Annotated in this window: 17 protein-coding genes; 8 read left to right on the top strand and 9 right to left on the bottom strand. The window is 67.8% G+C overall.

Features of this window, described 5'->3' with window-relative positions; genetic code table 11:
• Positions 1–16: 16 nt before the first annotated feature.
• The 5 genes from metH to CHB84_RS16965 all read right to left on the bottom strand — a co-directional run bounded on the left by metH (position 17) and on the right by CHB84_RS16965 (position 9,826).
• Positions 17–3,565 carry a methionine synthase gene (metH, locus tag CHB84_RS16985; protein WP_089302623.1) on the bottom strand — a complete coding sequence of 1,183 codons (3,549 nt, stop codon included), beginning with the start codon at positions 3,563–3,565 and terminating at the stop codon, positions 17–19.
• Positions 3,566–3,633: 68 nt separating this feature from the next.
• On the bottom strand, positions 3,634–4,611 hold the full coding sequence (locus CHB84_RS16980; protein WP_089302622.1) for a carbohydrate kinase family protein: 978 nt from the start codon (positions 4,609–4,611) through the stop codon (positions 3,634–3,636).
• 286 nt (positions 4,612–4,897) lie between these two features.
• Entirely contained in the window at positions 4,898–6,100 is a 1,203-nt protein-coding gene (metK, locus tag CHB84_RS16975; protein WP_281251771.1) for a methionine adenosyltransferase, read from the bottom strand.
• Positions 6,101–6,376: 276 nt separating this feature from the next.
• Positions 6,377–8,098 carry a glycine/sarcosine N-methyltransferase gene (locus CHB84_RS16970; RefSeq protein WP_089302620.1) on the bottom strand — a complete coding sequence of 574 codons (1,722 nt, stop codon included), beginning with the start codon at positions 8,096–8,098 and terminating at the stop codon, positions 6,377–6,379.
• A gap of 687 nt (positions 8,099–8,785) precedes the next feature.
• Complete coding sequence (locus tag CHB84_RS16965; protein ID WP_089302619.1) at positions 8,786–9,826, bottom strand: AraC family transcriptional regulator; 1,041 nt, start codon at positions 9,824–9,826, stop codon at positions 8,786–8,788.
• A gap of 174 nt (positions 9,827–10,000) precedes the next feature.
• On the opposite strand from CHB84_RS16965, the gene CHB84_RS16960 reads away from it, so the two are divergent.
• Positions 10,001–11,467 carry a flavin-containing monooxygenase gene (locus CHB84_RS16960; RefSeq protein ID WP_089302618.1) on the top strand — a complete coding sequence of 489 codons (1,467 nt, stop codon included), beginning with the start codon at positions 10,001–10,003 and terminating at the stop codon, positions 11,465–11,467.
• Positions 11,468–11,477: 10 nt separating this feature from the next.
• Here CHB84_RS16960 and CHB84_RS16955 read toward each other — a convergent pair whose 3' ends face one another.
• Positions 11,478–13,160: a peptide chain release factor 3 gene (locus CHB84_RS16955; RefSeq protein ID WP_089302682.1), complete on the bottom strand. Its 1,683-nt coding sequence runs from the start codon at positions 13,158–13,160 to the stop codon at positions 11,478–11,480.
• Between the two features lie 392 nt (positions 13,161–13,552).
• Between CHB84_RS16955 and CHB84_RS16950 the strand changes: the two genes are divergently transcribed.
• Positions 13,553–14,914, top strand: a complete 1,362-nt coding sequence (locus CHB84_RS16950; RefSeq protein ID WP_089302617.1) for a WS/DGAT/MGAT family O-acyltransferase — start codon at positions 13,553–13,555, stop codon at positions 14,912–14,914.
• Positions 14,915–15,146: 232 nt separating this feature from the next.
• Positions 15,147–16,097: an alpha/beta hydrolase gene (locus tag CHB84_RS16945; protein WP_089302616.1), complete on the top strand. Its 951-nt coding sequence runs from the start codon at positions 15,147–15,149 to the stop codon at positions 16,095–16,097.
• 75 nt (positions 16,098–16,172) lie between these two features.
• Here CHB84_RS16945 and CHB84_RS16940 read toward each other — a convergent pair whose 3' ends face one another.
• A complete protein-coding gene (locus tag CHB84_RS16940) occupies positions 16,173–17,585 on the bottom strand; it encodes an amidase (RefSeq protein WP_089302615.1) in 1,413 nt (470 codons plus the stop codon).
• A gap of 70 nt (positions 17,586–17,655) precedes the next feature.
• Positions 17,656–18,582 (bottom strand): D-2-hydroxyacid dehydrogenase, encoded by a 927-nt coding sequence (locus tag CHB84_RS16935; RefSeq protein WP_089302681.1) that lies wholly within the window; start codon positions 18,580–18,582, stop codon positions 17,656–17,658.
• A 438-nt stretch (positions 18,583–19,020) separates the two neighbouring features.
• Between CHB84_RS16935 and CHB84_RS16930 the strand changes: the two genes are divergently transcribed.
• The 3 genes from CHB84_RS16930 (at position 19,021) to CHB84_RS16920 (ending at position 21,568) form a co-directional block, all read left to right on the top strand.
• Complete coding sequence (locus tag CHB84_RS16930) at positions 19,021–19,785, top strand: maleate cis-trans isomerase family protein (protein ID WP_089302680.1); 765 nt, start codon at positions 19,021–19,023, stop codon at positions 19,783–19,785.
• 339 nt (positions 19,786–20,124) lie between these two features.
• Complete coding sequence (locus CHB84_RS16925; protein WP_089302614.1) at positions 20,125–20,865, top strand: maleate cis-trans isomerase family protein; 741 nt, start codon at positions 20,125–20,127, stop codon at positions 20,863–20,865.
• Entirely contained in the window at positions 20,855–21,568 is a 714-nt protein-coding gene (locus CHB84_RS16920) for a GntR family transcriptional regulator (protein ID WP_089302679.1), read from the top strand. The genes CHB84_RS16925 and CHB84_RS16920 overlap by 11 nt, the downstream gene beginning before the upstream one ends.
• A gap of 60 nt (positions 21,569–21,628) precedes the next feature.
• On the opposite strand, the gene CHB84_RS16915 is transcribed toward CHB84_RS16920, so the two are convergent.
• A complete protein-coding gene (locus CHB84_RS16915) occupies positions 21,629–23,107 on the bottom strand; it encodes an NAD-dependent succinate-semialdehyde dehydrogenase (RefSeq protein ID WP_089302613.1) in 1,479 nt (492 codons plus the stop codon).
• Positions 23,108–23,537: 430 nt separating this feature from the next.
• Between CHB84_RS16915 and CHB84_RS16910 the strand changes: the two genes are divergently transcribed.
• Positions 23,538–24,806 carry an aspartate aminotransferase family protein gene (locus tag CHB84_RS16910; RefSeq protein ID WP_089302612.1) on the top strand — a complete coding sequence of 423 codons (1,269 nt, stop codon included), beginning with the start codon at positions 23,538–23,540 and terminating at the stop codon, positions 24,804–24,806.
• Between the two features lie 94 nt (positions 24,807–24,900).
• Positions 24,901–25,410 (top strand): DUF3830 family protein, encoded by a 510-nt coding sequence (locus CHB84_RS16905; protein ID WP_089302611.1) that lies wholly within the window; start codon positions 24,901–24,903, stop codon positions 25,408–25,410.
• The last annotated feature ends 198 nt before the right edge of the window (positions 25,411–25,608 follow it).

Raw genomic sequence — 25,608 nt, 5'->3', positions numbered from 1 at the left:
CCTATCCTTTTCCAGATCAGGTGTTGAAGTACTTCGCTTCGGAGTGATGCGCAACGATGGCGTCCGTCGACTGCTCGGGGTGGAGCTGGAACTCCTCCGAGAGCTTCACGCCGATACGTTCCGGTTCAAGCAAATCGACTATCTTCTTGCGATCCTCCAAATCAGGGCACGCGCCGTAGCCGAGCGAGAAGCGGGCACCTCGGTACCCGAGCTTGAAGAACTCCTGGATGTCCTCCGGGTCCTCGGCCGCGACGACCTTGCCGGACTCCCACTGAAGCTCCTCGCGAATGCGGCGGTGCCAGTACTCGGCCAGCGCCTCGGTCAGCTGGACACTCAGCCCGTGCACCTCGAGGTAGTCACGGTAGGCGTTCTTCTCGAACAACTCGTTGGCGTGGTCGGCGATCGGTTCACCCATGGTGACCAGTTGGAACGGCAGCACATCCACAGCGCCGCGCTCCTGGGCGACCTCCCGGCCGCGGTAGAAGTCCGCGAGGCACAGCCTCCGGTCCTTCTGCTGCCGCGGGAAAGTGAAGCGGCACCGCTCGGCGGCATCCGGCTTCGCCTCCTCCAGCACGATCAGGTCGTTGCCCTCCGAGACGCACGGGAAGTAGCCGTACACCACAGCCGCGTGGGCGAGGATGCCCTTCGTGGTGAGTTCGTCCATCCACGACCGCAGCCGGGGACGCCCCTCGGATTCCACGAGCTCCTCGTAGGAGGGGCCTTCCTTGCCCTTGGTGCCACGCAGGCCCCACTGCCCGAAGAACGTCGCGCGCTCGTCGAGCATCTTGGCGTAGTCCGCGACCGGCACGCCCTTGATGAGCTTGGAGCCCCAGAACGGCGCGGTCGGCACCGGAAGGTCCGGGGCGACATCCGACCTGGTGGTGTCGTACAGGTCCGGCACCTCGCCGGCCTCGGCCTTACGCTTCTCGGCGATGCGCTGCGAACGCTCCCTGCGGGCCTTGCGCTCCTCGCGCTTGGCCTGTTCCTCCTCGTCGGCTTCCAGAACCTCGCCCTTCTTGCGAGCCATGGCGGTGTCCATCAGCCGCAGCCCCTCGAAGGCGTCCTTGGCGTAGTGGACCTCACCCTGGTAGACCTCGTCGAGGTCGTTCTCCACGAAGGTGCGGGTCAACGCGGCCCCACCGAGCATCACCGGATACTTCTCGGAGAGCCCCCGGGAGTTCATCTCCTGCAGGTTCTCCTTCATGATCACAGTGGACTTCACCAGCAGCCCGGACAATCCGATGACGTCGACGTCGTGCTTCTCCGCCTCTTCCAGGATGGTGTTGATCGGCTGCTTGATGCCGATGTTGACCACGTCGTAGCCATTGTTCGAGACGATGATGTCGACGAGGTTCTTCCCGATATCGTGCACATCACCCTTGACCGTGGCGAGCAGAAGCTTGCCCTTACCGCCGGAGTCGTCCTTCTCCATGTACGGCTCCAGATGGGCCACGGCGGTTTTCATCGCCTCGGCCGACTGCAGCACGAACGGCAGCTGCATCTGCCCGGAACCGAACAGGTCACCGACGACCTTCATGCCGGCCAGCAGGTTCTGGTTGACGATCTCGAGCGGCTTTTTCTCCTCCATCGCCGCCATGAGATCGTCTTCGAGCCCGTTGACCTCGCCGTCGACGATGCGCTTTTCCAAACGCTCGAACAGCGGCAGCTTGGCCAGCTCCTCGGCGCGCGACTCGCTCGTCGAGGAGGCCGACATGCCCTCGAACAGACCCATCAACTTTTGCAGCGGGTCGTAGCCCTCGCTGCGCCGGTCGTAGATGAGATCGAGCGCGACCTGCTTGGCCTCGTCGTCGATCTTGTTCATCGGCAGGATCTTCGACGAGTTCACGATCGCGGACTTCAGTCCCGCCTCACGGCACTCGTTGAGGAACACCGAGTTCAGGACCTGCCTGGCAGCGGGGTTGAGGCCGAACGAGACGTTCGACAGACCGAGGGTGGTCTGCACCTCCGGGTGGCGCTGGGCCAGCTGCCGGATCGCCTCGATCGTCTCGATCCCGTCCTTACGGACCTCTTCCTGTCCGGTGGTGATCGGGAAGACCAGGAGGTCGATGATGACCGCGGACTTGTCGAGACCCCAGTTGGTGGTCGCGTCCTCGATCGCCCGCTCGGCGACCCGAATCTTCCAGTCAGCCGTACGCGCCTGCCCGTCCTCGTCGATGCAGGTGAACACCACCGTGGCACCGTGCTCACGGATCATCCGCATGACCCGGTCGTAGCGTCCACCGGGTTCGGTGCCGTCCTCGTAGTTCACCGAGTTCACCGCGCACCGGCCGCCGAAGTGCTCCAGCCCGACCTCGATCACGTCGGGCTCGGTGGAGTCGACCATGACCGGCAGGGTGGATCCCGTGGCCAGACGCGAGGCCAGCTCCCGCATGTCGTGCGTGCCGTCGCGGCCGACGTAGTCGACGCAGAGGTCGAGCATGTGCGCACCCTCGCGGGTCTGCCCCTTGGCGATCTCGACGCAGTCGGAGTAGCGCTCCTCCAGCATCGCCTCCCGGAAGGCCTTCGAACCGTTGGCGTTGGTGCGCTCGCCCACGTTGAGGATCGAGGCTTCCTGGTCGAACGGGATCGCCTGGTAGACGGACGACACCGACGGCACGATGTCCGGGGTGCGTCGCGGAACCGGCAGGTTGGACACCGCGTTCGACACCGCGGTGACGTGTTCGCCTGTGGTGCCGCAGCAGCCACCGACAAGGCGCGCGCCGAAGTCGGTGACGAATCCGGCCAGGGCCTCTGCGAGCTCGTCCGGCAGCAGCGGGTAAACGGCACCGTTCTCCCCGAGCTCGGGCAGACCCGCGTTCGGCATGACCGAGATCGGCACGGTCGCATGGTCGGCGAGTACCCGCATGTGCTCGCTCATCTCGGCAGGGCCGGTGGCACAGTTCATACCGATCATGTCGATGCCGAGCGGTTCCAGCGCGACCAGCGCGGCCCCGATCTCGGAACCGACCAGCATTGTGCCGGTCTGCTCGACCGTCACCTGCGCGATGATCGGCAGTTTTACGCCCGCCTGCTCCATGGCCCGCTTGGCCCCGACGATCGCGGCCTTGGTCTGCAGCAGGTCCTGCGAGGTCTCCACGAGCACGACGTCGATGCCACCGTCGATCAGTCCGAGCACGCTCTCCTCGTAAGCGTCCCGCAGGTCGGCATACGGTGCGTGTCCCAGCGTGGGTAGCTTCGTGCCCGGCCCCATGGAACCGAGCACGAAGCGCGGCTTGTCCGGGGTGGAGTACTCGTCCGCGCACTCCCGCGCCAGGGCTGCGCCCTTCTGGGCGAGCTCGCGGATCCGGTCGGTGATGTCGTACTCGGCGAAGTTGGCCAGGTTCGTACCGAAGGTGTTCGACTCGATCGCGTCCGAACCCGCCTCGAGGAAGCCGCGGTGGACCGCGCGAACGACGTCCGGACGGGTATCGTTCAGGACCTCGTTGCAACCTTCGAGTTGATCGAAGTCGTCCAGCGACAGGTCGTGAGCTTGGAGTGCCGTCCCCATTCCGCCGTCTGCGACGAGCACACGGCGCTCGAGTTCGGTCAGGAACGAGCTATCCACTGGACTACCTACCTCCCGTAAACAGTATGAGTGCGGTGACGAGGTTTACCTCGTCGCGCTTACCGGGCTCAGACACGGAGTTTGGACTCGATCTCGGCTGCGGCGTCGCCGCCGTAGGCGCGGGCGACGCGGTCCGAGAAGGTGGACCGTTCCAGGGTGTATTCCTGCGTGCCGACCGTTTCCAGCACGAACGACGCCAGCGTGCTGCCGGCCTGGGCGGCGCGCTCCATCGGCAGCTTGACACTGAGCCCCCACAGGAACCCGGAGCGGAACGCGTCGCCGACGCCGGTCGGTTCGACTTCGTTGACGTCGGGGACCGCGGCGACCTTCACCGGGTCGTGCTGGCGGCTTTCGATGACGATGCCGTCGGCACCGTGGGTCATGACCCAGGAGCCGACCCTGTCCAGGACCTCGTCGTGTGACCAGCCGGTGCTCTGCTTGAGCAGCGCCGTCTCGTACTCGTTGGTGAACAGGTACGAGGCCCCGTCCACCAGCTTGCGGACCGCGTCGCCGTCCATCCGGGCCAGCTGCTGCGAGGGATCCGCGGCGAACGCGTAACCGTTGGCGCGGCACTCCTCGGTGTGCTTGACCATGGCGCCGGGGTCGTTGGGCGCGATGATGACCAGATCCAGCCCGCCGGAACGCTCGACGATCGGGGCCAGCTCGATGTTGCTGGCCTCACCCATCGCCCCGGCGTAGAACGATGCGATCTGGTTCTGGGTCTCGTCGGTCGTGCAGAGGAACCGCGCGGTGTGCTTGTTCGGCGAGACGTACACCGACTTGGTGTCCACCCCGTGCCGCTCCAGCCACGCGCGGTACTCCTCGAAGTCGGCACCGACCGCGCCGACCAGTACCGGGGACATCCCCAGGGCGCCGAGCCCGAAGGCGATGTTGGCCGCGACCCCGCCCTTGCGGATCTCGAGTTCGTCCACCAGGAACGACAGGGAAACGTTGGCGAGCTGGTCGGCGACGAACTGGTCGGCGAACTTACCGGGGAACGCCATCAAATGGTCGGTCGCGATTGAGCCGGTGACGGCAATGCGCATCGCTTATACCACCTTGTGTCTTGTTCACGAATCGAGTCGTGTCGTGTGCACGAGTCGGGTCGTTCACGACGCCGGGGGACAACCGGCGTTGCGGGTTCGCCTCCGGGGCCCGCCGGTCCAGCAGCCGCCCCCACCCGCGGGTGGCCGGCGCCAGCTGGATCGTGAACAACTCTCCTCGGTTGTGAAGTCAGGCGAATCGAACGCGGGCGCCACCGGCACCCGCAGTCTGCCTACCTCGGACCGGCGGGGCCCTTGATCACATGTCAAGGGCCCCGCCGACCGAAGATCAGGAGTTCGCGATGTCCTTCAGCGCCGCAGCGCGGTCGGTGCGCTCCCAGGGCAGGTCCACATCGTTACGGCCGAAGTGGCCGTACGCCGCGGTCGGCCCGTAGATGGGACGCAGCAGGTCGAGCTCCTTGACGATGGCCGCGGGCCGCAGGTCGAAGACCTCCGTGATGGCCTTCTGGATCTTGGCGGGGTCCACCTTCTCCGTGCCGAAGGTCTCCACGAACAGGCCAACGGGAGCGGCCTTACCGATAGCGTACGCCACCTGGATCTCGGCGCGCTCCGCAAGACCGGCGGCGACCACGTTCTTGGCCACCCAGCGCATCGCGTAGGTCGCCGACCGGTCCACCTTTGACGGGTCCTTGCCGGAGAAGGCGCCGCCACCGTGACGGGCCATGCCGCCGTAGGTGTCGACGATGATCTTCCGGCCGGTCAGGCCGCAGTCACCCATCGGACCGCCGACCACGAAGCGGCCGGTCGGGTTGATCAGGATGTTCGGCTCGTTGACATCCAGACCCAGGTTGTCGGCCTCGGCCTTGATGACGTGCTCGGTCAAGTCCGGCGCCAGGGTCTTGTCCAGGTCGATGCCGTCGGCGTGCTGGGTGGAGATGACCACCGTGTCCAGCCGCACCGGCTTCTCACCGTCGTACTCGATGGTGACCTGGGTCTTGCCGTCGGCGCGCAGGTACGGCAGCACACCGTCCTTACGGACCTTGGTCAGCCGCCGGGACAGGCGGTGCGCCAGCGCGATCGGCAGCGGCATCAGCTCAGGGGTGTCGGTGCTGGCGTAGCCGAACATCAGGCCCTGGTCACCGGCACCCTGACTGTCGATGTCGTCATCCTTGCCACCCACACGCTTCTCGTGGGCCTCGTCGACACCCTGGGCGATGTCCGGCGACTGGGCATCCAGCGACACGTTGATGGCACACGTCGTGGCATCAAAGCCCTTGTCCGACGTGTCGTAACCCACGTCCAGGATCTTGTTCCGGACGACCTCCGGAAGCTCCACCTGCGCCTGCGTCGTGACCTCACCCGCAAGGTGCACCTGGCCGGTGGTGATCATCGTCTCGACAGCGACCCGGCTGTTCGGGTCCTGCTCGAGGAAGGCGTCCAGGATGCTGTCGCTGATCCCGTCAGCCATCTTGTCAGGGTGACCTTCAGTTACCGACTCGCTGGTGAACAGCCTGCGGTTGGTTGCACTCAACTTCTCGTCCTCACCTCGGTGTGTCTTCGTCGCGCGGGAGCCGTTCACCGCAGCGGGCCAACGACTGCCTCCGCGCATCTTTCTCATGAGCCAGGGGCCCGCCTGCCGGATCGATGCGTCGATCCCGCAGGCGAACGCCCTCGGTGTCCTTCTCGGTGGTCGCGCCGTCCACTACCGGCACCCGCTCCCGCGAGGCGCCTGCGACGCTTCCCGCCGCCAGCGAACGACCTTCCCGGTGCGTGGCCGATGACACCATGGGGATGTGACCGTGCGCGCTCACGAGCGCGCCACGAAGATCCCCCAAGCCAGGTTCCCCGAGTTGCCACCCTCGACCCAGTGACGCAGACCTTGCTTCATCCGGTCGATGTAGGCCTGGCTGACCTGCCCGGCGATATCCGCCTCGCGCTTCTCGAGCTGGCTCAGCACACGACCGTAGTGCGCAGGCAACTGGGAACTGTGATCCTCGAACGTCACCTCCCTCATGCCGAGTCGCTTGAGCTCCCGCTCGTAACGCCCGGGCGAACCCAAACTCTCCAGGTGGAGGCGATCGAGAATCGGCCGCAGAACGTCCTTGGTCGCTCCGTCCTTGGCCATCGGGTCGGTGAAGATGAACTCGCCTCCCGGCTTGAGAACCCGGTCGACCTCCTGCAACGAGCGCACACGGTCACCACTGTGCAAAAACGAGTCCTGCGACCAGACCACGTCGAAGCTGTTGTCCTGGTACGGCATGTCCTCGAACGAACCGTCCGTCACCTCGATCAGGTGCGACAGACCCTGCTCCTCGTTCGCCTTCCGGTTGCGCTCGTTCTCCACCTCACTGAGGTTCAGGCAGGTGACATGGCAGCCGTAGGTCTTGGCCAGGTAGCGCGCCGCACCGCCGTAGCCGGCACCCGCGTCGAGCACCCGCGTCTTGCTGGTGATGGTGACCTTGCTTGCCATCCGCTCGACCGTCCGGCGACTGGGCTCCTTGATGTCCGTCTCGTCCGGCTCGTACAACCCGACGTGGATGTCCTCCCCACCCCAGATGGCGTAGTAGAAGTTGTCCGCGTCTTCCGAGTTGTAGTAGTCCCGAGCGGTATGCACCGCCGAGGAATACTTGCTGGCCCGCTCGTCTTCCTTCGTGTACGCCTTTTCGGCGATATGCACCAGAAAGTCCGGCTCGTCGTCCGCGAAATTCTCCTGAAAGTCCCCGTACGAGTCGACCTGCTGGAAGCCGACCTCACGCAAAAGCCTCCGCACGTAATCTTGGCGGAGGGGGTACATATTCAGGTGATACTGACTCTTGTCGGGGAACCGGTAACGGAACCGGGCCAATCCCTCGTCCACATATTCCGGCTCGGCCGATACGGACTCACCACAATAGTAATACGTGTGCTTGCTGGAGAATCCGTTGTCCAGAATCGAGTCATAATTGCGGTGATCAATGATCAAGATGCCGTTGGGCTTGAGCACCGAGTAGAACTCGGCGAGCGCCTTGCGGCGGTCACGCTCGGAGAACAAGTGGGTGAACGAGTTACCCAGGCAGATCACCGCGTCGAACTGACCCTGCACGTCCTGGGTGAGCCACCGCCAGTCGGCGTGCACGACCCGCAGGATGTGCCCCCCGTAGGACTGACCGTTCTCGAAGGCCTTGGACAACATCTCCGCACTACCGTCGACGCTGACCGTGTCGAACCCCGCCTCGATAAGACGCACCGAATGAAACCCCGTCCCGGTGGCCACATCCAGCACCGACTCCACACCATGAGACTTCAACAAATCAACGAAGAAGCTACCCTCACTCTCGTAACGCTTCTTCCAATCAATGAGCTCATCCCACTTGTCGACGAACCCATCGGTGTACTCATCCGTGTAGTGATCCGATTCCCGGACTTCCAGGGGATCGTCGCCGAACGATTGCGCCGGATGCGCTTCGATGGACTTTTCGATTACCGCGCCGCGGGAACCGTCCTGATCACCCGTCCTGTCGTCACTACGCACCGACCTAGAATCGCTCATTGCACTCCTTCCCGCGATGCGTCCGATACCAAGATCCGCCGTTCCAGAAGTCGCCCAAACCGTATGCGGTCGCGCTACGCCCACGTATACGGGCGGCGCGTTGAGCCGCGGTTCAGCCACTTCACCGGCGACGACTCTGCTCAGCTCGGGCGCATTCCACAATCGCCGAGCCACCAGGGGCGGGATCGTCGTTGATCGCCCTCAGGCCTTCCTCATAGCAACATAGGGAACTTCGGCCCAGATTTCAATGCGTCGATGGCATGACCCCGAAATCTCACCTTTCGTATATGACCTGCGCCACATTGGAGCGCATGATCGCGCGCCCGTAGGGGCGGATTCACAAGCGTTTCCGGAGGTAGGAGCGGTCGCGCCGCGCCTTCGACACATCGCAGCACCCGCCCCTGCATCCGAGGGTCCGCTTGACATCCAAGTCACCCATTCAGGGGAGTTATACATACACAGAGTAGCAAAACGGGGTAACTTGAGTCTCAAATTCGCCCGCAAGAAGCAGCAGGCCCGCGGTGTGTCATCTCACCGAGCGCGAGCATGAGGGCGGTCTTCGTGACACATCGTGGCGTATCCCACCGCTGCGACAACGGAAACATGACGTTGGATTCATGAGTATTCTTGATCGCCTCGACCGGCAATGCGCGAATGGCGCAACGGTTGCTTTGCCCGCAACGGAATTTACCGCCCGAACCCCCGTTGATATGCCGCGGGCGTCACACCTTTCCATCGTTTGAACGCGTAGACGAAACTGGTGGATTCGGCGTAGCCCAACCTGATCGCCACGTCGGACACCGACAGTGCCCCGGTGCCGAGCATCTCCTCTGCCAGCGCCTCGCGCACCTCGTCGAGCAGCGCCCGGTAGCCGGTGCCCTCCTCGTCCAGCCTGCGCCGCAACGTGCGCTGGCTCATGCCCAGCTCGCGGGCGATCTCGTCGATGCCCATACCCAGCCCGCCAGGCCGGGCCAGCCGGGAGCGCACCTCCTGCGCCGTGCCGGATCGAGCGCGCTTACGGGTGACCAGCTCACGGCACTGCGCCTGGCAGATCGCCATGGTGTGCTCGTTGGCCTGCGGAAGCGGCCGGTCGAGGTAGACGCGGTCGAACGTGGCGGTGTTGGCGGGGGCGCCGAAGCCCGGCGTCACCCCGAAGACCTCGCGGTAGCGCGCCGCGCGGCCCGGGGCCTCCGTACGCAGGGCGAGCGCTCGAAGTGGCAGCGCGGTGCCCAACAGGTCACCGATGACCGTGTGGATAGCGGCGAGATCCCGATCGACAAGGACCTCACGCACGTCCGGTGGCACGCGTTCGTCGTGCAACGACAGCACCAGCTCCTCGTCGGCCACCTCCACCGTGGGGATGCAGAACGCGAAGGACAGGTCGAAGTAGCGCAGCGCGAAGGCGATCGCGTCCCGCAGGGTCGGGCTGGACACGCAGGCGAACCCGAACACACCGAAGGTGCTGGCCCGGTACCTGCGCCCGATCTCGAGACCCAGCACGTGCCGGTCCTCGAACGAGGCGACCAGGTTGCGGATCACCGCGAGCTCCTGGCGCGCCTCGAGCTGGGCGCCCGGGTCGGCCACCCTGCGGGCGGACAGGCCCGTGCCGCGCAGGACGGTCGCCGCATCGACACCGCGCTCCTCGGCATACCTGGTCATCAGCAACACGCTCGTAGCGCCTCGCGGGAAGGTCCATTCCCGTACCGCGGGTCGCGGCAACTCGTCCATGGCCGTCATTATCGGGTGCCGCGGCGAGCTCGCCACCCGGTGCTCGCACCGAGCAGGCGGAGGGGCCAGGGTCGCCGAGCGCATCCCGTCCCCGGTATCGCCGTGGCCGGAAATATTGGTACCTGACCGCTGTTCTCTTCGTTTCCGCCGGTACGGCCGCTACCGTTACCGGGTATGAGCACGACGGCACCCGCTACACGCGCCTCGGTCCTGATCATCGGAGCCGGCTTCGGCGGGCTCGCGGCGGCACTGGAGCTCGCGCGATCAGGCAGGGACGACTTCACGCTGCTTGAGGCCTCCGACTCGATCGGCGGGGTCTGGCGGGAGAACACCTACCCGGGATGCGGCTGCGACGTGCCGTCGCCGCTGTACTCGTTCTCGTTCGAACCCAACCCCACCTGGCCGATGCGCTTCTCGCTGCGCGATGACATCCACGCCTACATGCGCCGCGTGGCGTCCAAGTACGGGATCGACCGCCGTATCCGGTTCAACACCGCGGCCACCGGCGCGGCATACGACGACGATCGCGGCCTGTGGCGCGTCGAGACACGTACCGGCGAGGTCTTCGAGGCCACGGTGCTCGTGCCCGCGGTAGGCCAGCTGTCGCGGCCCGCATGGCCGACCATTCCCGGGCAGGACACCTTCGGCGGAACGGCGTTCCACTCGGCCCGCTGGGACCACGACTGCGAGCTGGAGGGTAAGCGGGTCGCCGTCATCGGCACCGGAGCCAGCGCGATCCAGTTCGTGCCCCAGATACAGCCGCAGGCACGCCACCTCACGGTCTTCCAGCGCTCCGCGCCGTACATCATCCCCAAACCGGACCGGGTCTACACCGCACTGCATCACACGCTCTTCCGGCGCCTCCCGTTCCTTCAGGCCGCCGAACGCTTGCTGTGCTGGTCGTTCTTCGAGCTCGTCACCACCGGCCTCATCGGGAACAAGCCCATCGCCTCGATGTTCGGTGCTCTGGCGCGCCGGCACCGGCGCAGGCAGGTGCAGGACCCCGACCTGCTGGCCAAGCTCACGCCGGACTACCCGGTCGGCTGCAAACGCGGGTTGCTGTCCAACGACTACTACCCGGCGCTGGCCGAGCCCAACGTCACCGTCGAGACCGAGCGCATCTCCGAGATCACCCCGAACGGGGTGCGCACGGCCGACGGCACCGAGCACGCCGCGGACGTGCTGATCTACGGAACCGGCTTCACCGCGACGGACTTCCTCGCCCCGCTGAAGATCACCGGCTCGGGCGGTGCCGAGCTGTCCCAGGTGTGGCGGAACGGGGCGTACGCGTACCTGGGTATGGCCGTCCCGCACTTCCCCAACATGTTCCTGATGTACGGCCCCAACACCAACCTGGGCTCCGGCTCGATCATCTACATGCTCGAGCGGCAGGCCCGCTACATCCGCGAGGCCGTCTCCTACCTCGATACGAGCGAGGCCTCCGCGCTCGACGTGCGGGAGGACACGGCTCACCGGTTCGACGCGGAGATGCAGCGGCGGCTCGAACGCTCCGCATGGGCCATGTGCGAGAGCTGGTACCGCGATGCCAACGGGCGGATCGCGACCAACTGGCCCGGGTTGGTCAGCGAGTACGACCGCAGGACGAAACGACTCGACCTGGACGCCTACCGGATCCGGTAACCGGGGGCGGCTACGCCCCGTCCCCGCTGGCGATCAGGTGCTCGACAGCCAGCTCCGGGTGCTGCCGCTGCAGCGCGCCCAGCGCGACGTCGTCGTTGAACAGCGCGAGATCGGTCCCGTCGGTCCGGGTGAGCACCTCGGCTCGCCTGCTCGACTCGATGACGCGGCGGTGCGTGGAGTCGGTGAGGCGGCGGACCGTGCGGTAGGGCAGGTGGTCGAGCTCGACGGAGACACCGAACTCGTCGTCGAGGCGGTGCGCGGCGACCTCGAACTGCATCGGCCCGACAGCCGCGAAGACCGGGGTCGCGTCCCCGCGCCGGTCCGACCGCAGGATCTGCACGACGCCTTCCGACTCGAGCTGGTCGACCCCCTTGCGGAACTGCTTGGCCCTGCCGAGGTCCTTCGGGCGCGCCACAGCGAAGTGGGCGGGGGCGAAGCTCGGCAGGCCCGGGAACCGCACCGCGGGCTTGCCCTCGTACAGCGTGTCCCCCACCCGTAGCGCGGTCGCGTTGACCAGGCCGATCACATCACCGGGGTAGGCCTCATCGACGGTGGACCGTTGCTGCCCGAACACCTGCTGGACGTACTTCGTCGCGAACGGCCGCCCGGTCCGCGCGTTGGTCACGTTCATGCCGCGCTCGAACTTGCCCGAGCACACACGCGCGAAAGCGACCTGGTCGCGGTGCGCGCGGTCCATCCCGGTCTGCACCTTGAACACGAACGCAGAGAACGGCGCATCCAGCTCGCGGGCTCGCTCGTCGACATCCAGCCTCGGTGTCGGTGGCGGGGCCATCTCGACCAGCGCGTCGAGCAGGTGGCGCACGCCGAAGTTGAGCATGGCGGCACCGAACAGCACCGGCGTCGCCGTCCCGTCCAGGAAGCGCTGGTAGGAGAACTCCCCGCGCTCGGCGAGCATCAGCTCGGACTCCTCGCAGGCCTGCTCCCAGTCGTCCGCGTGCTGCTCGCGGGCCTGCTCCGGGGAGAGGTGTTCCTCGGGGGCTGCCGTGGCGCCGCCCGCCGTGCGCTCGTAGCGCACCATCTCGCCGGTGCGCAGGTCCTGCACCCCGTGGAAGTTACCGGCGAAGCCGACCGGCCAGGTCAGCGGCATCGCGGGCAGGTCGATCCGCTCGGACAGCTCCTCGCACAGCTGCAGCGGATCGAGACCGGGACGGTCCCACTTGTTGATGAAGGTCATCACCGGGATGCCCCGGTGCCGGCAGACGTCGAACAGCTTCAGGGTCTGCGGCTCCAGCCCTTTGGCTGCGTCCAGCAGCATGACCGCCGAGTCCACCGCGGCCAGCACCCGGTAGGTGTCCTCGGAGAAGTCCGCGTGTCCCGGGGTGTCCAGCAGGTTGATCACCGTGTCGCCGTAGGCGAACTGCAGCGCGGCCGAGGTGATCGAGATGCCGCGCGCCTGTTCCATCTCCAGCCAGTCCGAGGTCACGCCACGCCGGTCGCCCTTGCCGTGCACCGCCCCCGCCGAGGTCAGCACGCGCGCGTGCAGTGCGAGGGCCTCGGTCAGCGTGGACTTACCGGCGTCCGGGTGGCTGATGACGGCGAACGTCCTGCGCCGGGCAGCCTCGTCGCCCGCACCATCCGACACCAGACAGCCTCCTCGAGTACGGTTCCTTCGACGACCATCGATCGTGATCTCGCCGGGACCTCGCACGGGCACGTGCCCGCACGGACGCATCGTCACCGGGACGGCGTCCCGTGCCACGGCCTTACCACGATCCCATACGGGCAGGTGCGATCCGCCCCTACCGGTGAGCGCGACCCGACGCCACCACCGCTACCGGTACGGCTGGCGGCAGTGCCGCTGCCTGCGAACCGGGGCTGCCGCCCGCCCTGCCGCGTAACGCAACGCCCAGTGTACGGCACGTTCGCAGCGTTCCCGGCAGCTCGGCGGCGATGCGGAGCACAACTGTGCGTGGATGTTTTGTGACGATGTGTTGCGGCTCGCAGTTTCTTCGTGTCAACCCGGTTCGTTGAACTACACGGGTGCGTAAACTGTCCCGGTGTTACCTGGATCACTCGGCTACGCACACAGTCCACGTGAGATCAGCGACCGAAGGCGGTAGTGCCATGCAGATGATGCCCGTAACCGACTCGATGTTCCTGCTGATGGAATCGCGCGAGCACCCGATGCACGTGGGTGGGCTCCAGCTGTTCAAGAAGCCGGAAGGTGCCGGGGAGGACTACGTGCACACCATCTACCGGAACCTGATCGACTCGGCCGAGGTGCGCCCGCTGTTCAAGAAACGCCCGGCCGCGCCCGTGAACAGCCTCGGTCAGTGGATGTGGAGCACGGACAACCGGCTCGACCTGGACTACCACGTGCGACGGTCGGCGCTGCCCAACCCGGGCAGGATCCGGGAGCTGCTCGAGCTGACCTCCCGCTGGCACGGCTCGCTGCTCGACAGGCACCGCCCGCTCTGGGAGACGCACTTCGTCGAGGGGCTCTCCGACGGGCGCTTCGCCATCTACACCAAGGTGCACCACGCGATTCTGGACGGGATCTCCGCGTTGCGGCACATGACGAACACGCTGAGCGAGGACCCCACCGCCCGGGACTGCCCGGCACCCTGGGAGCTGCGTGCCGCACGGCCCAGGTCGGCGGCATTCAACCCGCTGTCCTTCGCGCGCTCTGCCGGACGCGCGCTCGGCGAGTTCGCCGCGTTCCCCCCGACGGCGCTGCGGGCGGCCAACCAGGCATTCCGGGAGCAACGGCTCACCCTGCCCCTGCAGGCCCCGAAGACGATGCTCAACGTGCCCATCGGCGGCGCGCGGCGGTTCGCGGCGCAGTCGTGGCCGCTGGAATCGTTCCGCAAGATCAAGAAATCCGCCGGGACCACGCTCAACGATGTGGTACTCGCGATGTGCGCCGGGGCCCTGCGGGACTACCTCATCGAGCAGCGGGCACTGCCGGACGCGCCGCTGACCGCCATGGTTCCTGCCACGCTGCGCACTCCCGATGCGGCCGAGGACGGTGGCAACTCGATCGGCGCCATCCTGTGCAACCTCGCCACCAACGAGCCCGACCCGGCCAGGCGTCTGGAGACGATCAAGAACTCGATGGCCGACGGCAAGAAGCTGTTCGAGGGGCTCAGCCCCGTGCAGGTCATGCTGCTGTCGGCGATGAACGTCGCGCCGCTGGGGCTATCGCCCGTGCCGGGCATGGTGAACTACACGCGCCCGCCGTTCAACCTCGTCATCTCCAACGTCCCCGGCCCGCGCACGACCACCTACTGGAACGGCGCCGAGCTGGACGGGGTCTACCCCGCGTCGCTGCTGATGGACGGCCAGGCGTTGAACATCACGCTCACCACCCGTGCCGACTCCGTCGACTTCGGCATCGTCGGCTGCCGGCAGAGCATTCCGCACCTGCAGCGCATGTTGCTGCACCTGGACACGGCGCTGACGGAGCTGGAGTTCGCAACGCGGTAGCCGCGCAGGCCGCTGTCGTTGCGCAATGCCGCCGATCCTCGCGTTGGAGATACTGCCGGTACTTGTGTAACGTTGTTCGCCAAGCGGGGGCCGAGCACGCGGCCCGCGGAGCGACGTGCCGGAAGGATGCGGTATGCGCGGTATGCACAGCGTTGTGCGGATGCCGGAGGGCGTGTCGAGACGCCGGTGGGACGGGCTCGGGTGCGCGCCCCGGCTGCGGAGCGTGAGCTGAATGGCCATGCACATGACGGGAGAACCTCGCGACGTCAGTCCCCGGTCGCGGGTGCTGTACGCGGCGGCGTGGGCGGCCGGGCGCTCCGTGTTGCGCACGGTGCCGCTGAACGAGCGCAGCATCGCCGCCGCGCAGAAGCTCGACTCGCTCGCCGGGCTCGCCCCCGGCCCGCGTTACGCGCGGTCGGTCCCGCACTCCTTCGGGGAGTTCGACGCCGAGTGGGTACGCAGCGGCGACACCCGCGACGACGGTGCGGTGCTGTACTTCCACGGCGGCGGTTTCTTCTTCTGCGGGCTCAACACGCACCGGCGCTGTGCCGCACGGCTGTCGCAGAAGACCGGGCTCGGCGTGTTCTCCGTGGACTACAGGCAGTACCCGGCAACGGACCTCACCGGCTCGGTCACCGACTGCCTGACCGCCTACCGGCACCTGCTCGACGAGGGCATCGATCCGGACCGCATCGTCTTCGCAGGCGACTCGGCTGGTGGGTACCTGGCCATGGCCACGGCCATGCGCGCCCGCGACACCGGGATGCCGCTGCCAGCAGGCGTGGTGACGCTGTCCGCCCTCTTCGAGGTCGACTCGTCGGCGCGGATGCGCCACGCGAACGCACACAGGGACACCTACGTGCCGACCAAGCACCTGCCCGCGCTGTCCGACCTGTGGTCGGGTAACGGGAACGGCCGCCGCCCGATCTCCCCTGTCGACGAGGACCCGCGCGGCCTGCCGCCCGCGCTGATCATCGCCGCCGAGTCGGAGGTGCTGCGCCTGGACTCCGAGCTGATGGCCCAGCGGCTCATCGACGCAGGCGTTCCGTGCACCCTGCAGCTGTGGCCGGGCCAGGTGCACGCCTTCCCGGTCCTCGGCCACATGCTTCCGGAAAGCAAGGCCGCCCTGACCGAGGTCGCGACCTTCATCCGCAACACCACCGGAGGTGGGAGCCGAAGGTGACATCGGGCTCCCTAGAGGAACCCGATGTCACCTTCGGCTCCATCCATCCGGGCGCATCGGTGCCCCGAGGGCGGGCTACCGTCCGGCACGGCTCCCGGACGGCGCAGGCGGGCGCTCGCCCGACCAGGGGCAGACCTCCCGTACCAGCCGCGCGACACCCAGGACGAGGTCGTCGGAGTGCCGGGGGCCGACGATCTGCAGGCCCACCGGCATCCCGTCCGAGGTGAACCCGACCGGCACGCTGATCGCGGGCTGCTGGGTCATGTTGAACGGGTAGGTGAACCGCGTCCACTCCGGCCAGTGCCGGTAGTCGCCGTCCGGTGGGACGTCGTGGCCAGCCTCGAACGGGCGGATCGGCATCGTCGGGGTGATCAGCACGTCGTGCCGGGTATGGAACTCGCCCATATGGATACCGAGCTCGACGCGGGCCTCGTTCGCCCCGAGGTAGTCGAGCGCCGAGTACGTCAGGCCGCGGTTCCACAGCTCGCGCAGCCCCGGGTCGATCCGGTTCTCCGAGCCCTCCGGGAACTTGCTCAGCCACTTGGCGGCACCGGTGCTCCACAGCACGTCGAACATCTCCCGCGGGTCACCGATCCCCGGGTCGGCCTCGTCCACGTGCAGCCCGGCCTCGCCGAGGTCACGGACCACACCGTCGACCACACGCGCGATCTCCGGGTCGACGTCGACGTAGCCGAGCGTCGGCGAGTACGCGGCGTGGATGCCACGGACGTCGCGCCGGGTCGCTTCCCGGTACGAGCCGAGCGGCGGCTGCAACGCCGTGGGGTCGCGGTAGTCCGACAGCGCCAGCACATCCAGGAACAGCGCGATGTCGTCCACGGTGAGCGCCATCGGACCGGCGTGCGCGAGCATCCCGAACGGGCTCGCCGGGTACAGCGGGATCCGCCCGTAGGTCGGCTTGAATCCCACGATGCCGCAGAACGAGGCGGGGATGCGGACCGAGCCGCCCGCGTCGGTGCCCACCGACAGCGCCCCCATGCCTGCGGCGATCGCGGCGGCCGATCCGCCGCTGGACCCGCCTGCCGTCTTGCCAGGGTCCCAGGGGTTGCGCGTGATACCGGTCAGCGGGCTGTCCGTGGTGCCTTTCCAGCCCAGTTCCGGAGTGGTCGTCTTGCCGAGCAGCACCAGGCCGTTCTCGCGCATACGTGCCGTCGCCGGGCCGTCGATCTCCCACGGCTGCTGCGGGTCGATGCACCGCGATCCGCGCAGCGTGGGCCATCCCTGGGTGAGGAACATGTCCTTGATCGAGGACGGCACCCCGTCCAGCGTCCCGATGGGATTGCCCTCGTGCCAGCGCTGCTCGGACGCGCGGGCCTGGTCGAGCGCGCTCTCCGCGTCGACGAGGCAGTAGGAGTTGTACGTCCCGTCGTACTGTTCGATCGCCTCGAGGGCGGCCCTGGTCGCCTCCACAGGGGAAAGCTCACCGGTGGAGTACGCGGTGACGAGCTCGCTCGCCGACAGCAGGGTCATCTAGTCACTCCTTCGTGCGCTCCTGTCACCCGGAAACCGATCGAGCCCTCCGCTCGCGCTCCCTCGCTGCTCACACTCGTGAGGTCCCCGTCGGGACGTACCCGAGGTCCTTGTCGACCACGTTGCGCAACGGCTCGCCCGCGGCCCACCGCGTGAAGTTATCAACGAAGATCTCCACCAGCGAGTCGCGCCACCCGACGACATCGCCCGACATGTGCGGGGAGACGAGCACGTGCGGCATCGTCCACAGCGGGCTGTCGGCAGGCAGCGGCTCGTTGTCGAACACGTCCAGCGCAGCGCCCCCGAGCTGCCCGGTGTCCAGGGCCTCGATCAGGTCCCCGGTCACGGCAAGCTCGCCACGACCGACGTTGATGAACCGGGCACCGTTCTTCATCGCCCGGAAGACGTGCCTGTCGAACATCCCGCTCGTCTGCTCGGTCAGCGGGGCGATCGCGATCACGTAGTCCGCCGACCCGACGTGCTCGGACAGCTCGTCGGTGGGGTACACGGTGCCGAAATGCGCGTCGTTCGCGCGGTAGCTGCGCCCGGCCCCGCTGACCTCCATGCCGGCGGTGCGCAGCGTGGTGGCGATGGCACGACCGATCGGCCCTGTCCCCACGACGAGAGCACGCTTGCCGCCGACACGCTCGGTCTCCCTGTGCTGCCAGCGCTTCTCGCGTTGCAGGTCGTAGCTGCGCATGAGGTCCTTGGCGAACGCGAGGATCACGCCGAGGACGTACTCCGCGATGGGGGTGTCGAACACGCCGCGCGAGTTGGTCAGCACGACATCGCTGGAGCGCAGCTCGGGGAACAGCACGGGGTCCACCCCCGCGCTGGCGATGTGCAGCCACCGCAGCCGGTCGGCTGCGTGCCAGGCGTCCGGAACCGCCGTGGACAGGAAGTCCCATACGAACAGCGCGTCGGCGCCACGCAGGGCGTCGGCGAGCCCTTCCGCGTTCGCGTAGCGAACCTCGGCTTCCTGCTCGACCTTGGCCATCCCGTTCGGACGGTGGTCACCGCACAGCACGGCGACGACGGGTCGCCCGGTGTCGCCGCCGTACCCGGATCCGGACGGTGCCGTCGCCGGGGAACCGCCACGGGGCGCGTCAACGTCGGGACGGTGCACTTTCCCTGCCCCCATCCTGTCCTCATCCGTCAGTCGGGCCGCTCGGACCCGACCCTACGTGGCGTGCGCGCGACCGGCGACCGGTGACCGCCGACAGTGCGTTGATACCGTACGAGCGGATCGTATGATTGTCAACAATTGTGCTCGGCCTGGGGTGGCACGCCGGCCCGGACACGACCGCACCGGGTAGCGACACAGCAGACACCACCGATAATCGGGGAAGGCCCGACCGCCCTGCCGCGACATGTCGGGGGACCGCCGTGCCGCGTACCGTCCGAACCCTGCCAGCCGTATGTGGGAGCGCCGACCTTGGACCTGTCTTCGCTGGACCTGCCGTTCGATGGTCCGCTCGCGCAACGCGGCATCGGCGTCATCGCACCGTTCGACCTGGCGCTGGAACGTGAGCTGTGGCGCTGGATCCCGGTGGAGGTCTCGCTGCACCTCGCGCGCACGCCGTACGAGCCCGTTCCGGTGAGCATGGAGATGGCCGACCTGGTCAGCAACGTGCAGCACGTCGCAGCGGCCACCAGGGATGTGCTGCACGTCGAGCCTGAGGTGGTGGCCTACCTGTGCACCTCGGGCAGCTTCGTCAAGGGTGTCGACGCCGAGCGCGAGCTGCGCAAGGTGATCTGCGATGCCGGCGCTCCGGACGCGGTCACGACCTCCGGCGCGCTGGCCGAGGCGCTCCATCATCTCGGTATCGGGCGGGTATCCGTGCTCACACCGTACGACTCCGACCTGACGGCCAAGCTGCACGAGTTCCTCGCCGAGCTGAATGTGGAGACGGTCTCCAGCGATCACCTTGGGCTGGGCGGCGGCATCTGGCGGGTGAGCTATCGCACGATCGCCGAGCACATCATCGCCGCCGACCACCCCGACGCCGAAGCCGTGTTCGTCAGCTGCACCAATCTGCCCACCTTCGACCTGATCGACCCGCTGGAGAACATGCTGGGCAAGCCGGTGCTCACGGCGAACCAACTCACCATGTGGGCGTGCCTGGACCGGATGGGGCTACCGATCGTCGGCCCGGGAAGCTGGCATCACGGAATGCCCGACCGGGCTACCACGGAGTAGGTAAACTGCGCGGGGATTGTCGACGATCCCTCCGGCCCGGTATGCACAGCAGGCTGGTCACACGCATGCGTCCGGCGGCGCCCATCGGACCGGCCCCGATAGAGACCCCCGGTGGAGACCCCCGATAGAGACCCCCGATAGAGACCCCCGATAGAGACCCCCGGTGGCCCGGGCGCGGCTGAACGAAACGACAGCTGAACAGGCCCACTGGCACTATGATGTCGTACTCACCTACCGGGTTATTCACACCAGGAAGGGACGCCGCCGCGAGAGCGGGAGGTGGATGGGCGGGCCCGTCCGCTGGATCATGAATAACCACAGGCGACCCGGAGGCACCCCATGACCACCATCGGGTTCATCTACCCCGACCACGCCGCCGAGGACGACTACCCGCTCGCGCAGCGGCTTCTCGGCGACGTGGCCCGGCTGACCGTGGCGCACGTCTACGGAACGGACCTGCACGCCGTGCCCGAGCTGCGCGACCTCGGCAGCCCCGAACGGCTACGCGAGGGAGCGGCCTCGCTCGCCGCGTACGATCCCGATGCGGTCGTGTGGGCCTGCACGAGTGGGAGCTTCGTCTTCGGCCACGACGGCGCCACCGAGCAGGTGGCGGCGCTCGCCCGCGACAGCGGCACGCCTGCGTCCTCCACCTCGTTCGCCTTCGCGCGAGCCGCACAAGCTCTCGGGTTACGCCGGGTCGCCGTCGCGGCCAGCTACCCGGACGAGGTCGCCGAGATGTTCGTCCAGTTCCTCGCCATCGAGGGCATCGACGCGGTGTCGATGTCGAGCGCCGATATCGACACGGCAGCCGAGGTGGGTCGCCTCGACGACGAACGCGTTGTCGAGATCGCGATGAGCGGCGACCATCCCGATGCCGACGCCGTGCTGATCCCCGACACGGCGATGCGCACGGTCGGCCTGCTCGACACCATCGAGAGCGCGCTCGGCAAGCCGGTGCTGACGGCCAACCAGGTCACGGTGTGGGAGGGCCTGCGGATCGCGGGACTGTCCCCGCAAGCACCGTCCCTCGGTGCCCTGTTCCGCCAGGTAGCCGGGAGTGAAGCGGACCATGTCTCCTGACATCGAACCCATCACCAGGGAGTCCACCGCGGCGATCATCGCGCGCCAGCTGCGCGAGGCGATCACCAGCGGTGTGCTCGAGCCTGGCAAGCAGCTCGGCGAGGCCGAGCTCGCCGCGCAGTTCCAGGTCTCGAGAGGGCCCCTGCGGGAGGCCATGCAACGGCTGGTCTCCGAGGGCCTGCTCCGGAGCGAACGCCACCGCGGTCTCTTCGTCATCGAGCTCGAACCCGCCGACGTCTACGACATCTACGCCGCCCGCGCGGCCATCGAGTACGCCGCGGCGGTACGAATCATCCGCAGCCGGGACACCTCGGCGGTGGCCGCTCTCGAGGACGCACTCGCCGAGCTCGAGCAGGCGACCACGCGGGACGACCCACGGGCGGTGTCCGATGCGGACTTCCGCTTCCACGAGGTCCTTGTGCACGAGTCGGGCAGCCGCAGGCTGGTCAGGACGGCACGCACGCTGTTCATCGAGACCCGCATGTGCCTGGCCGCCCTGCAGCACCACTACCCGGACCCGACGCAGCGGGTCGCCGAGCACGCGCGTATCACGGACGCCATCCGCCGGGGCGACGAGCCCGCCGCGCTGTCGGTGATCGAGGCGCACATGGACGACGCGGTCGCCCGCCTTGCGCCGGGGACGAGCCTGCTGTCCGGATCGGCTCCCACCATCGGCGAAGGCGGGGTGGACATCTCCGGCTGAGGTGCGGGGACATCCGCCGGGACATCGCCGTACCGGCCGCCGGGCAGGCCCGCGAGCCCGCTACGGCTGCTCGCGCAACCCGATCGCCACGTACTTGGTCTCCAGGAACTCGTCGATACCGACCGTGCCGCCCTCGCGCCCGACACCGGAGTGCTTGATGCCGCCGAACGGGGCAGCCGGGTTGGACACGATCCCCTGGTTGAGCCCCACCATGCCGGCCTCGAGCGCCTCGCTGACCCGCAGCGCGCGGTCGAAGTCGCCGGTGTAGAGGTACGAGACAAGGCCGTACGGGGTGTTGTTGGCGCGGCCGAGCACCTCCTGCTCGGTCTCGAAGGTACTGATCGGGGCGACCGGCCCGAAGATCTCCTCGGAGACGATGCGCGCGTCTGCCGGGATGTCCGTGAGCACGGTCGGCCGGTAGTAGTGGCCGGTGCCGTCGATGGTCGAACCTCCGGTGCGCACCACGGCACCACGCTCGACCGCGTCGTCGACCAGCGTGGTGACCTTGTCGACGGCGGCGCTGTCGATCAGCGGACCGATGACCACGCCCTCCTCGGTCCCCCGGCCGATCGGCTGGGCCTGCATACGTTCGGCGAACTTGCGGGTGAACTCCTCGGCCACCCCGGACTGCACGTAGAAGCGATTGGCTGCCGTGCAGGCCTCCCCGATGTTGCGCAGCTTGGCCAGCATGGCGCCGTCGACGGCAGCATCGACGTCGGCATCGTCGAAGACGATGAACGGGGCGTTGCCACCGAGCTCCATCGAGGTGCGCAGCACCTGGTCGGCACACTGCTCGAGCAGCTTGCGGCCGACGCCGGTGGACCCGGTGAACGACAGCTTGCGTGCCCGGCCGTCCCGGATCATCGGCTCCACAACGCCACCGGAGTCACTGGTGGTCACGACGTTGACGACGCCGTCGGGCAGCCCTGCCTCGGCCAGGATCCCTGCCAGCGCGAGCATCGAGAGCGGGGTCTGCGCCGCGGGCTTGATCACCGACGTGCATCCCGCGGCGATCGCCGGACCGATCTTGCGCGTGCCCATCGCCATCGGGAAGTTCCACGGTGTGATCAGGATGCTGGGGCCGACGGGCTGGCGGGCCACAAGGAACCGCCCCCCGCCCTTCGGGGCGACGGCATAGCCACCGTCGATACGCACCGCCTCCTCGGCGAACCACCGGAAGAAGTCCGCCGCGTAGGCCACCTCTCCCCGCGACTCGGCGAGCGGCTTGCCCATCTCCAGGGTCATCAGCAGCGCCAGCTCGTCGACTCGCTCGCTGATCAGCTCGTACGAGCGGCGCAGGATCTCGCCCCGTTCGCGGGGCGGGTACGCGGCCCAGCCCGGCTGCGCGGCCACCGCAGCGTCCAGCGCGGCGATGCCGTCGGCGGGCGAGGCATCGGCAACCGAGCACAGCTCCCGCTCCGTCGACGGGTCGTACACCGGAAGGCGTTTGCCTTCCGCAGCAGGCCGCCACGCGCCCCCGATGTACAGATCCTTGTCGACTCCGTCCACGACGGCGGTCTCACCTGCTGCGATGCTCATCGGTTCACCTCGGGTCCACTCCTCGTCGTCAGTCACCTCTACGGGCCACACTAGGCCGCACACCGGGACGGCGCAGTCGGCTCCCGCCACGGTGCACCCGCCGCGCGCGGTGACCGCGTGCCGATGGCGTGGCGCCGCGCGTGGCCGCTGGCACTGCGCCACCGCCTCACCTATCGTCGGGTACCGGCCGCAGGCGAGCGGGGCGTGCGGCACGCACGGACCCGTCCGGTGCGCACACGCACCGTATCCCTACGGCCATACTGGAGCCATCTCGCTCCACCTGCCACAGGCGGCGGCGTGGAACGGGTACGAGCGCCATGCTATACAGATTGTCAACAATCGACAACAGAGTGTCCCAGTCCAGCCGCGCGGGCGAAGGTAACCGGCACGTACGCCCGCCGACGTTCACGTACGAAGGAGCACGGTCGCCATGTCGCAGCTATCGCCACTGCTGAAGCAGGCAACACCGGTCGAGGTCGATTACGGGGAAGGGGTGTACCTGTACGACCACAGCGGCAGGCGGCACCTCGACTTCACGGCCGGGATCGGCGTGACAAGCACCGGACACTGTCACCCGAAGGTGGTCGCCGCCGCGCAGGAGCAGGTGGGAAAGCTCATCCACGGGCAGTACACGACGGTGATGCACGACCCGCTGCGTTCCCTGGCCGAGCGGCTCGGCGACGTGCTGCCACCCGGGCTGGACTCGGTGTTCTTCGCCAACTCCGGAAGCGAGGCCGTGGAAGCCGCGCTGCGCCTGGCACGTCAGGCAACCGGGCGGCCGAACATCATCGTCTTCCAGGGCGGTTTCCACGGCCGCACCGTGGGAGCGGCGTCGTTGACCACCTCCGGCACCCGGTTCCGTGCCGGTTACGCCCCGCTCATGGACGGGGTGCACGTCGCGCCGTTCCCGTTCGCCTATCGCTACGGCTGGGACGAGGCCACGGCGACCCGCTTCGCGTTGCAGGAGCTGGACTACCTGTTCGCGACGATGTCGCCGGGTGAGGAGACGGCCGCCATCTTCGTCGAACCCGTACTGGGTGAGGGCGGGTACGTCCCGGCCAACCGGGAGTTCCTCGCCGGCCTGCGCGAGCGCGCCGACAAGCACGGGATCCTGCTCGTCGCCGACGAGGTCCAGACCGGGTTCGGCCGCACGGGCAAGTTCTGGGGCATGGAGCACTTCGACGTCCAGCCGGACGTCGTCATCACGGCGAAGGGACTCGCCAGCGGGTTCCCGCTGTCCGGCATCGCCGCCTCGACCGAGCTGATGGGCAAGGCATGGCCCGGCTCGCAGGGTGGGACCTACGGGGGCAACGCCGTGGCCTGCGCCGCCGCCCTGGCGACACTGGACGTCATCCAGGAGGAAGGCCTGGTCAACAACGCGGCGACGCAAGGGGCGCGGCTGCTCGAAGGCAGCCGCCAGATCGCCGAGAAGTTCCCCCAGATCGGCGACGTGCGGGGCCTCGGCCTGATGGTGGGCTCGGAGTTCGTCACTGCGGACGGGCGAGCGGACCCGGACACCGCCAAGGCCGCCCAGCAGGCAGCCGCCGAGCGTGGCCTGCTGCTGCTGATGTGCGGTGCGTGGATGAACACCGTCCGGATGATCCCCGCACTCGTCGTCAGCGGTGCGCAGGTCGATGACGCACTCGGCATCTGGTCCGAGTCCGTCGCCGCGGTCACCGGAGGCGCCGCACGCACCTGACCGTGGCGGGCGGGTGGTCCCGGAAGTACCGCGACGGTACCGCCCGGGGCCGTCCGCCCGACCCGCTCACCGACACGTCCACAAGGGAGAGACTATGGCCAGGTACATCACGATCAGCCTGGACAAGCGGGGAGTGTCGTGCCACGCTCGGCTGCTCGACGAGCAGGCACCCCGGACCTGCCGGGCGGTCTGGGATGCGCTGCCCCAGAGCGATCAGGCCTATCACGCCAAGTACGCGCGCAACGAGGTTTACACCCTCCTCTCCCCCTTCGCCGACCCGGAACCCGGCAGGGAGAACCCCACCGTCACCCCGATCCCCGGCGATGTCGTCTACTTCGCCTTCGAGCCGTGGGAGATCGGTAACCCGGCATACGGCTACGACACCGGCAGCCAGGCCTACGACGCCGCGGGCGCCACCGACCTGGCCATCTTCTACGGGCGGAACAACCTGCTGATCAACGGCGACGCCGGCTGGGTGCCCGGTAACGTCTTCGCCACCATCACCGAGGGACTCGACGACATCGCAGCCGCCTGCCAGGACATCTGGCTGCGCGGGGTGGAAGGGGAGTCGCTCACCTTCCGGCGAGCCGACTCGCACGGCTAGGTCATGTCTGTTGATCCCCTTCGCCGCGCCGGCCCCGCGCAACCCCGTCGAGGCTGAATGACGCTTTCAGTCCACGTGACGGACTGAAAGCGTCATTCAGCACACCCCGCAGCAGGCCGGCGGCGTGCTGCACGGTTCGTGCACTGGTCTCCCGTGCGGCTGACCGGCGCGATACCGTCCTACCGGACAGCGCTGATC

Origin of the sequence: Haloechinothrix alba (genome assembly GCF_900188115.1) — a bacterium.
In the GTDB taxonomy this organism is placed as follows: domain Bacteria; phylum Actinomycetota; class Actinomycetes; order Mycobacteriales; family Pseudonocardiaceae; genus Haloechinothrix; species Haloechinothrix alba.
Note: the sequence above shows the minus strand (reverse complement) of the source record. Positions and strands in the feature narration are given on the sequence as shown.

Coding starts and splice junctions, on each gene's coding strand:
- CHB84_RS16960 (WP_089302618.1), top strand. CDS start 10,001: ATGAGCACGACGGCACCCGCTACACGCGCCTCGGTCCTGATCATCGGA.
- CHB84_RS16910 (WP_089302612.1), top strand. CDS start 23,538: ATGTCGCAGCTATCGCCACTGCTGAAGCAGGCAACACCGGTCGAGGTC.
- CHB84_RS16925 (WP_089302614.1), top strand. CDS start 20,125: ATGACCACCATCGGGTTCATCTACCCCGACCACGCCGCCGAGGACGAC.
- CHB84_RS16950 (WP_089302617.1), top strand. CDS start 13,553: ATGCAGATGATGCCCGTAACCGACTCGATGTTCCTGCTGATGGAATCG.
- CHB84_RS16955 (WP_089302682.1), bottom strand. CDS start 13,160: ATGCGTCCGTGCGGGCACGTGCCCGTGCGAGGTCCCGGCGAGATCACG.
- CHB84_RS16940 (WP_089302615.1), bottom strand. CDS start 17,585: ATGACCCTGCTGTCGGCGAGCGAGCTCGTCACCGCGTACTCCACCGGT.
- CHB84_RS16920 (WP_089302679.1), top strand. CDS start 20,855: ATGTCTCCTGACATCGAACCCATCACCAGGGAGTCCACCGCGGCGATC.
- CHB84_RS16965 (WP_089302619.1), bottom strand. CDS start 9,826: ATGGACGAGTTGCCGCGACCCGCGGTACGGGAATGGACCTTCCCGCGA.
- CHB84_RS16980 (WP_089302622.1), bottom strand. CDS start 4,611: ATGCGCATTGCCGTCACCGGCTCAATCGCGACCGACCATTTGATGGCG.
- CHB84_RS16945 (WP_089302616.1), top strand. CDS start 15,147: ATGGCCATGCACATGACGGGAGAACCTCGCGACGTCAGTCCCCGGTCG.
- CHB84_RS16915 (WP_089302613.1), bottom strand. CDS start 23,107: ATGAGCATCGCAGCAGGTGAGACCGCCGTCGTGGACGGAGTCGACAAG.
- CHB84_RS16905 (WP_089302611.1), top strand. CDS start 24,901: ATGGCCAGGTACATCACGATCAGCCTGGACAAGCGGGGAGTGTCGTGC.
- CHB84_RS16970 (WP_089302620.1), bottom strand. CDS start 8,098: ATGAGCGATTCTAGGTCGGTGCGTAGTGACGACAGGACGGGTGATCAG.
- CHB84_RS16935 (WP_089302681.1), bottom strand. CDS start 18,582: ATGGCCAAGGTCGAGCAGGAAGCCGAGGTTCGCTACGCGAACGCGGAA.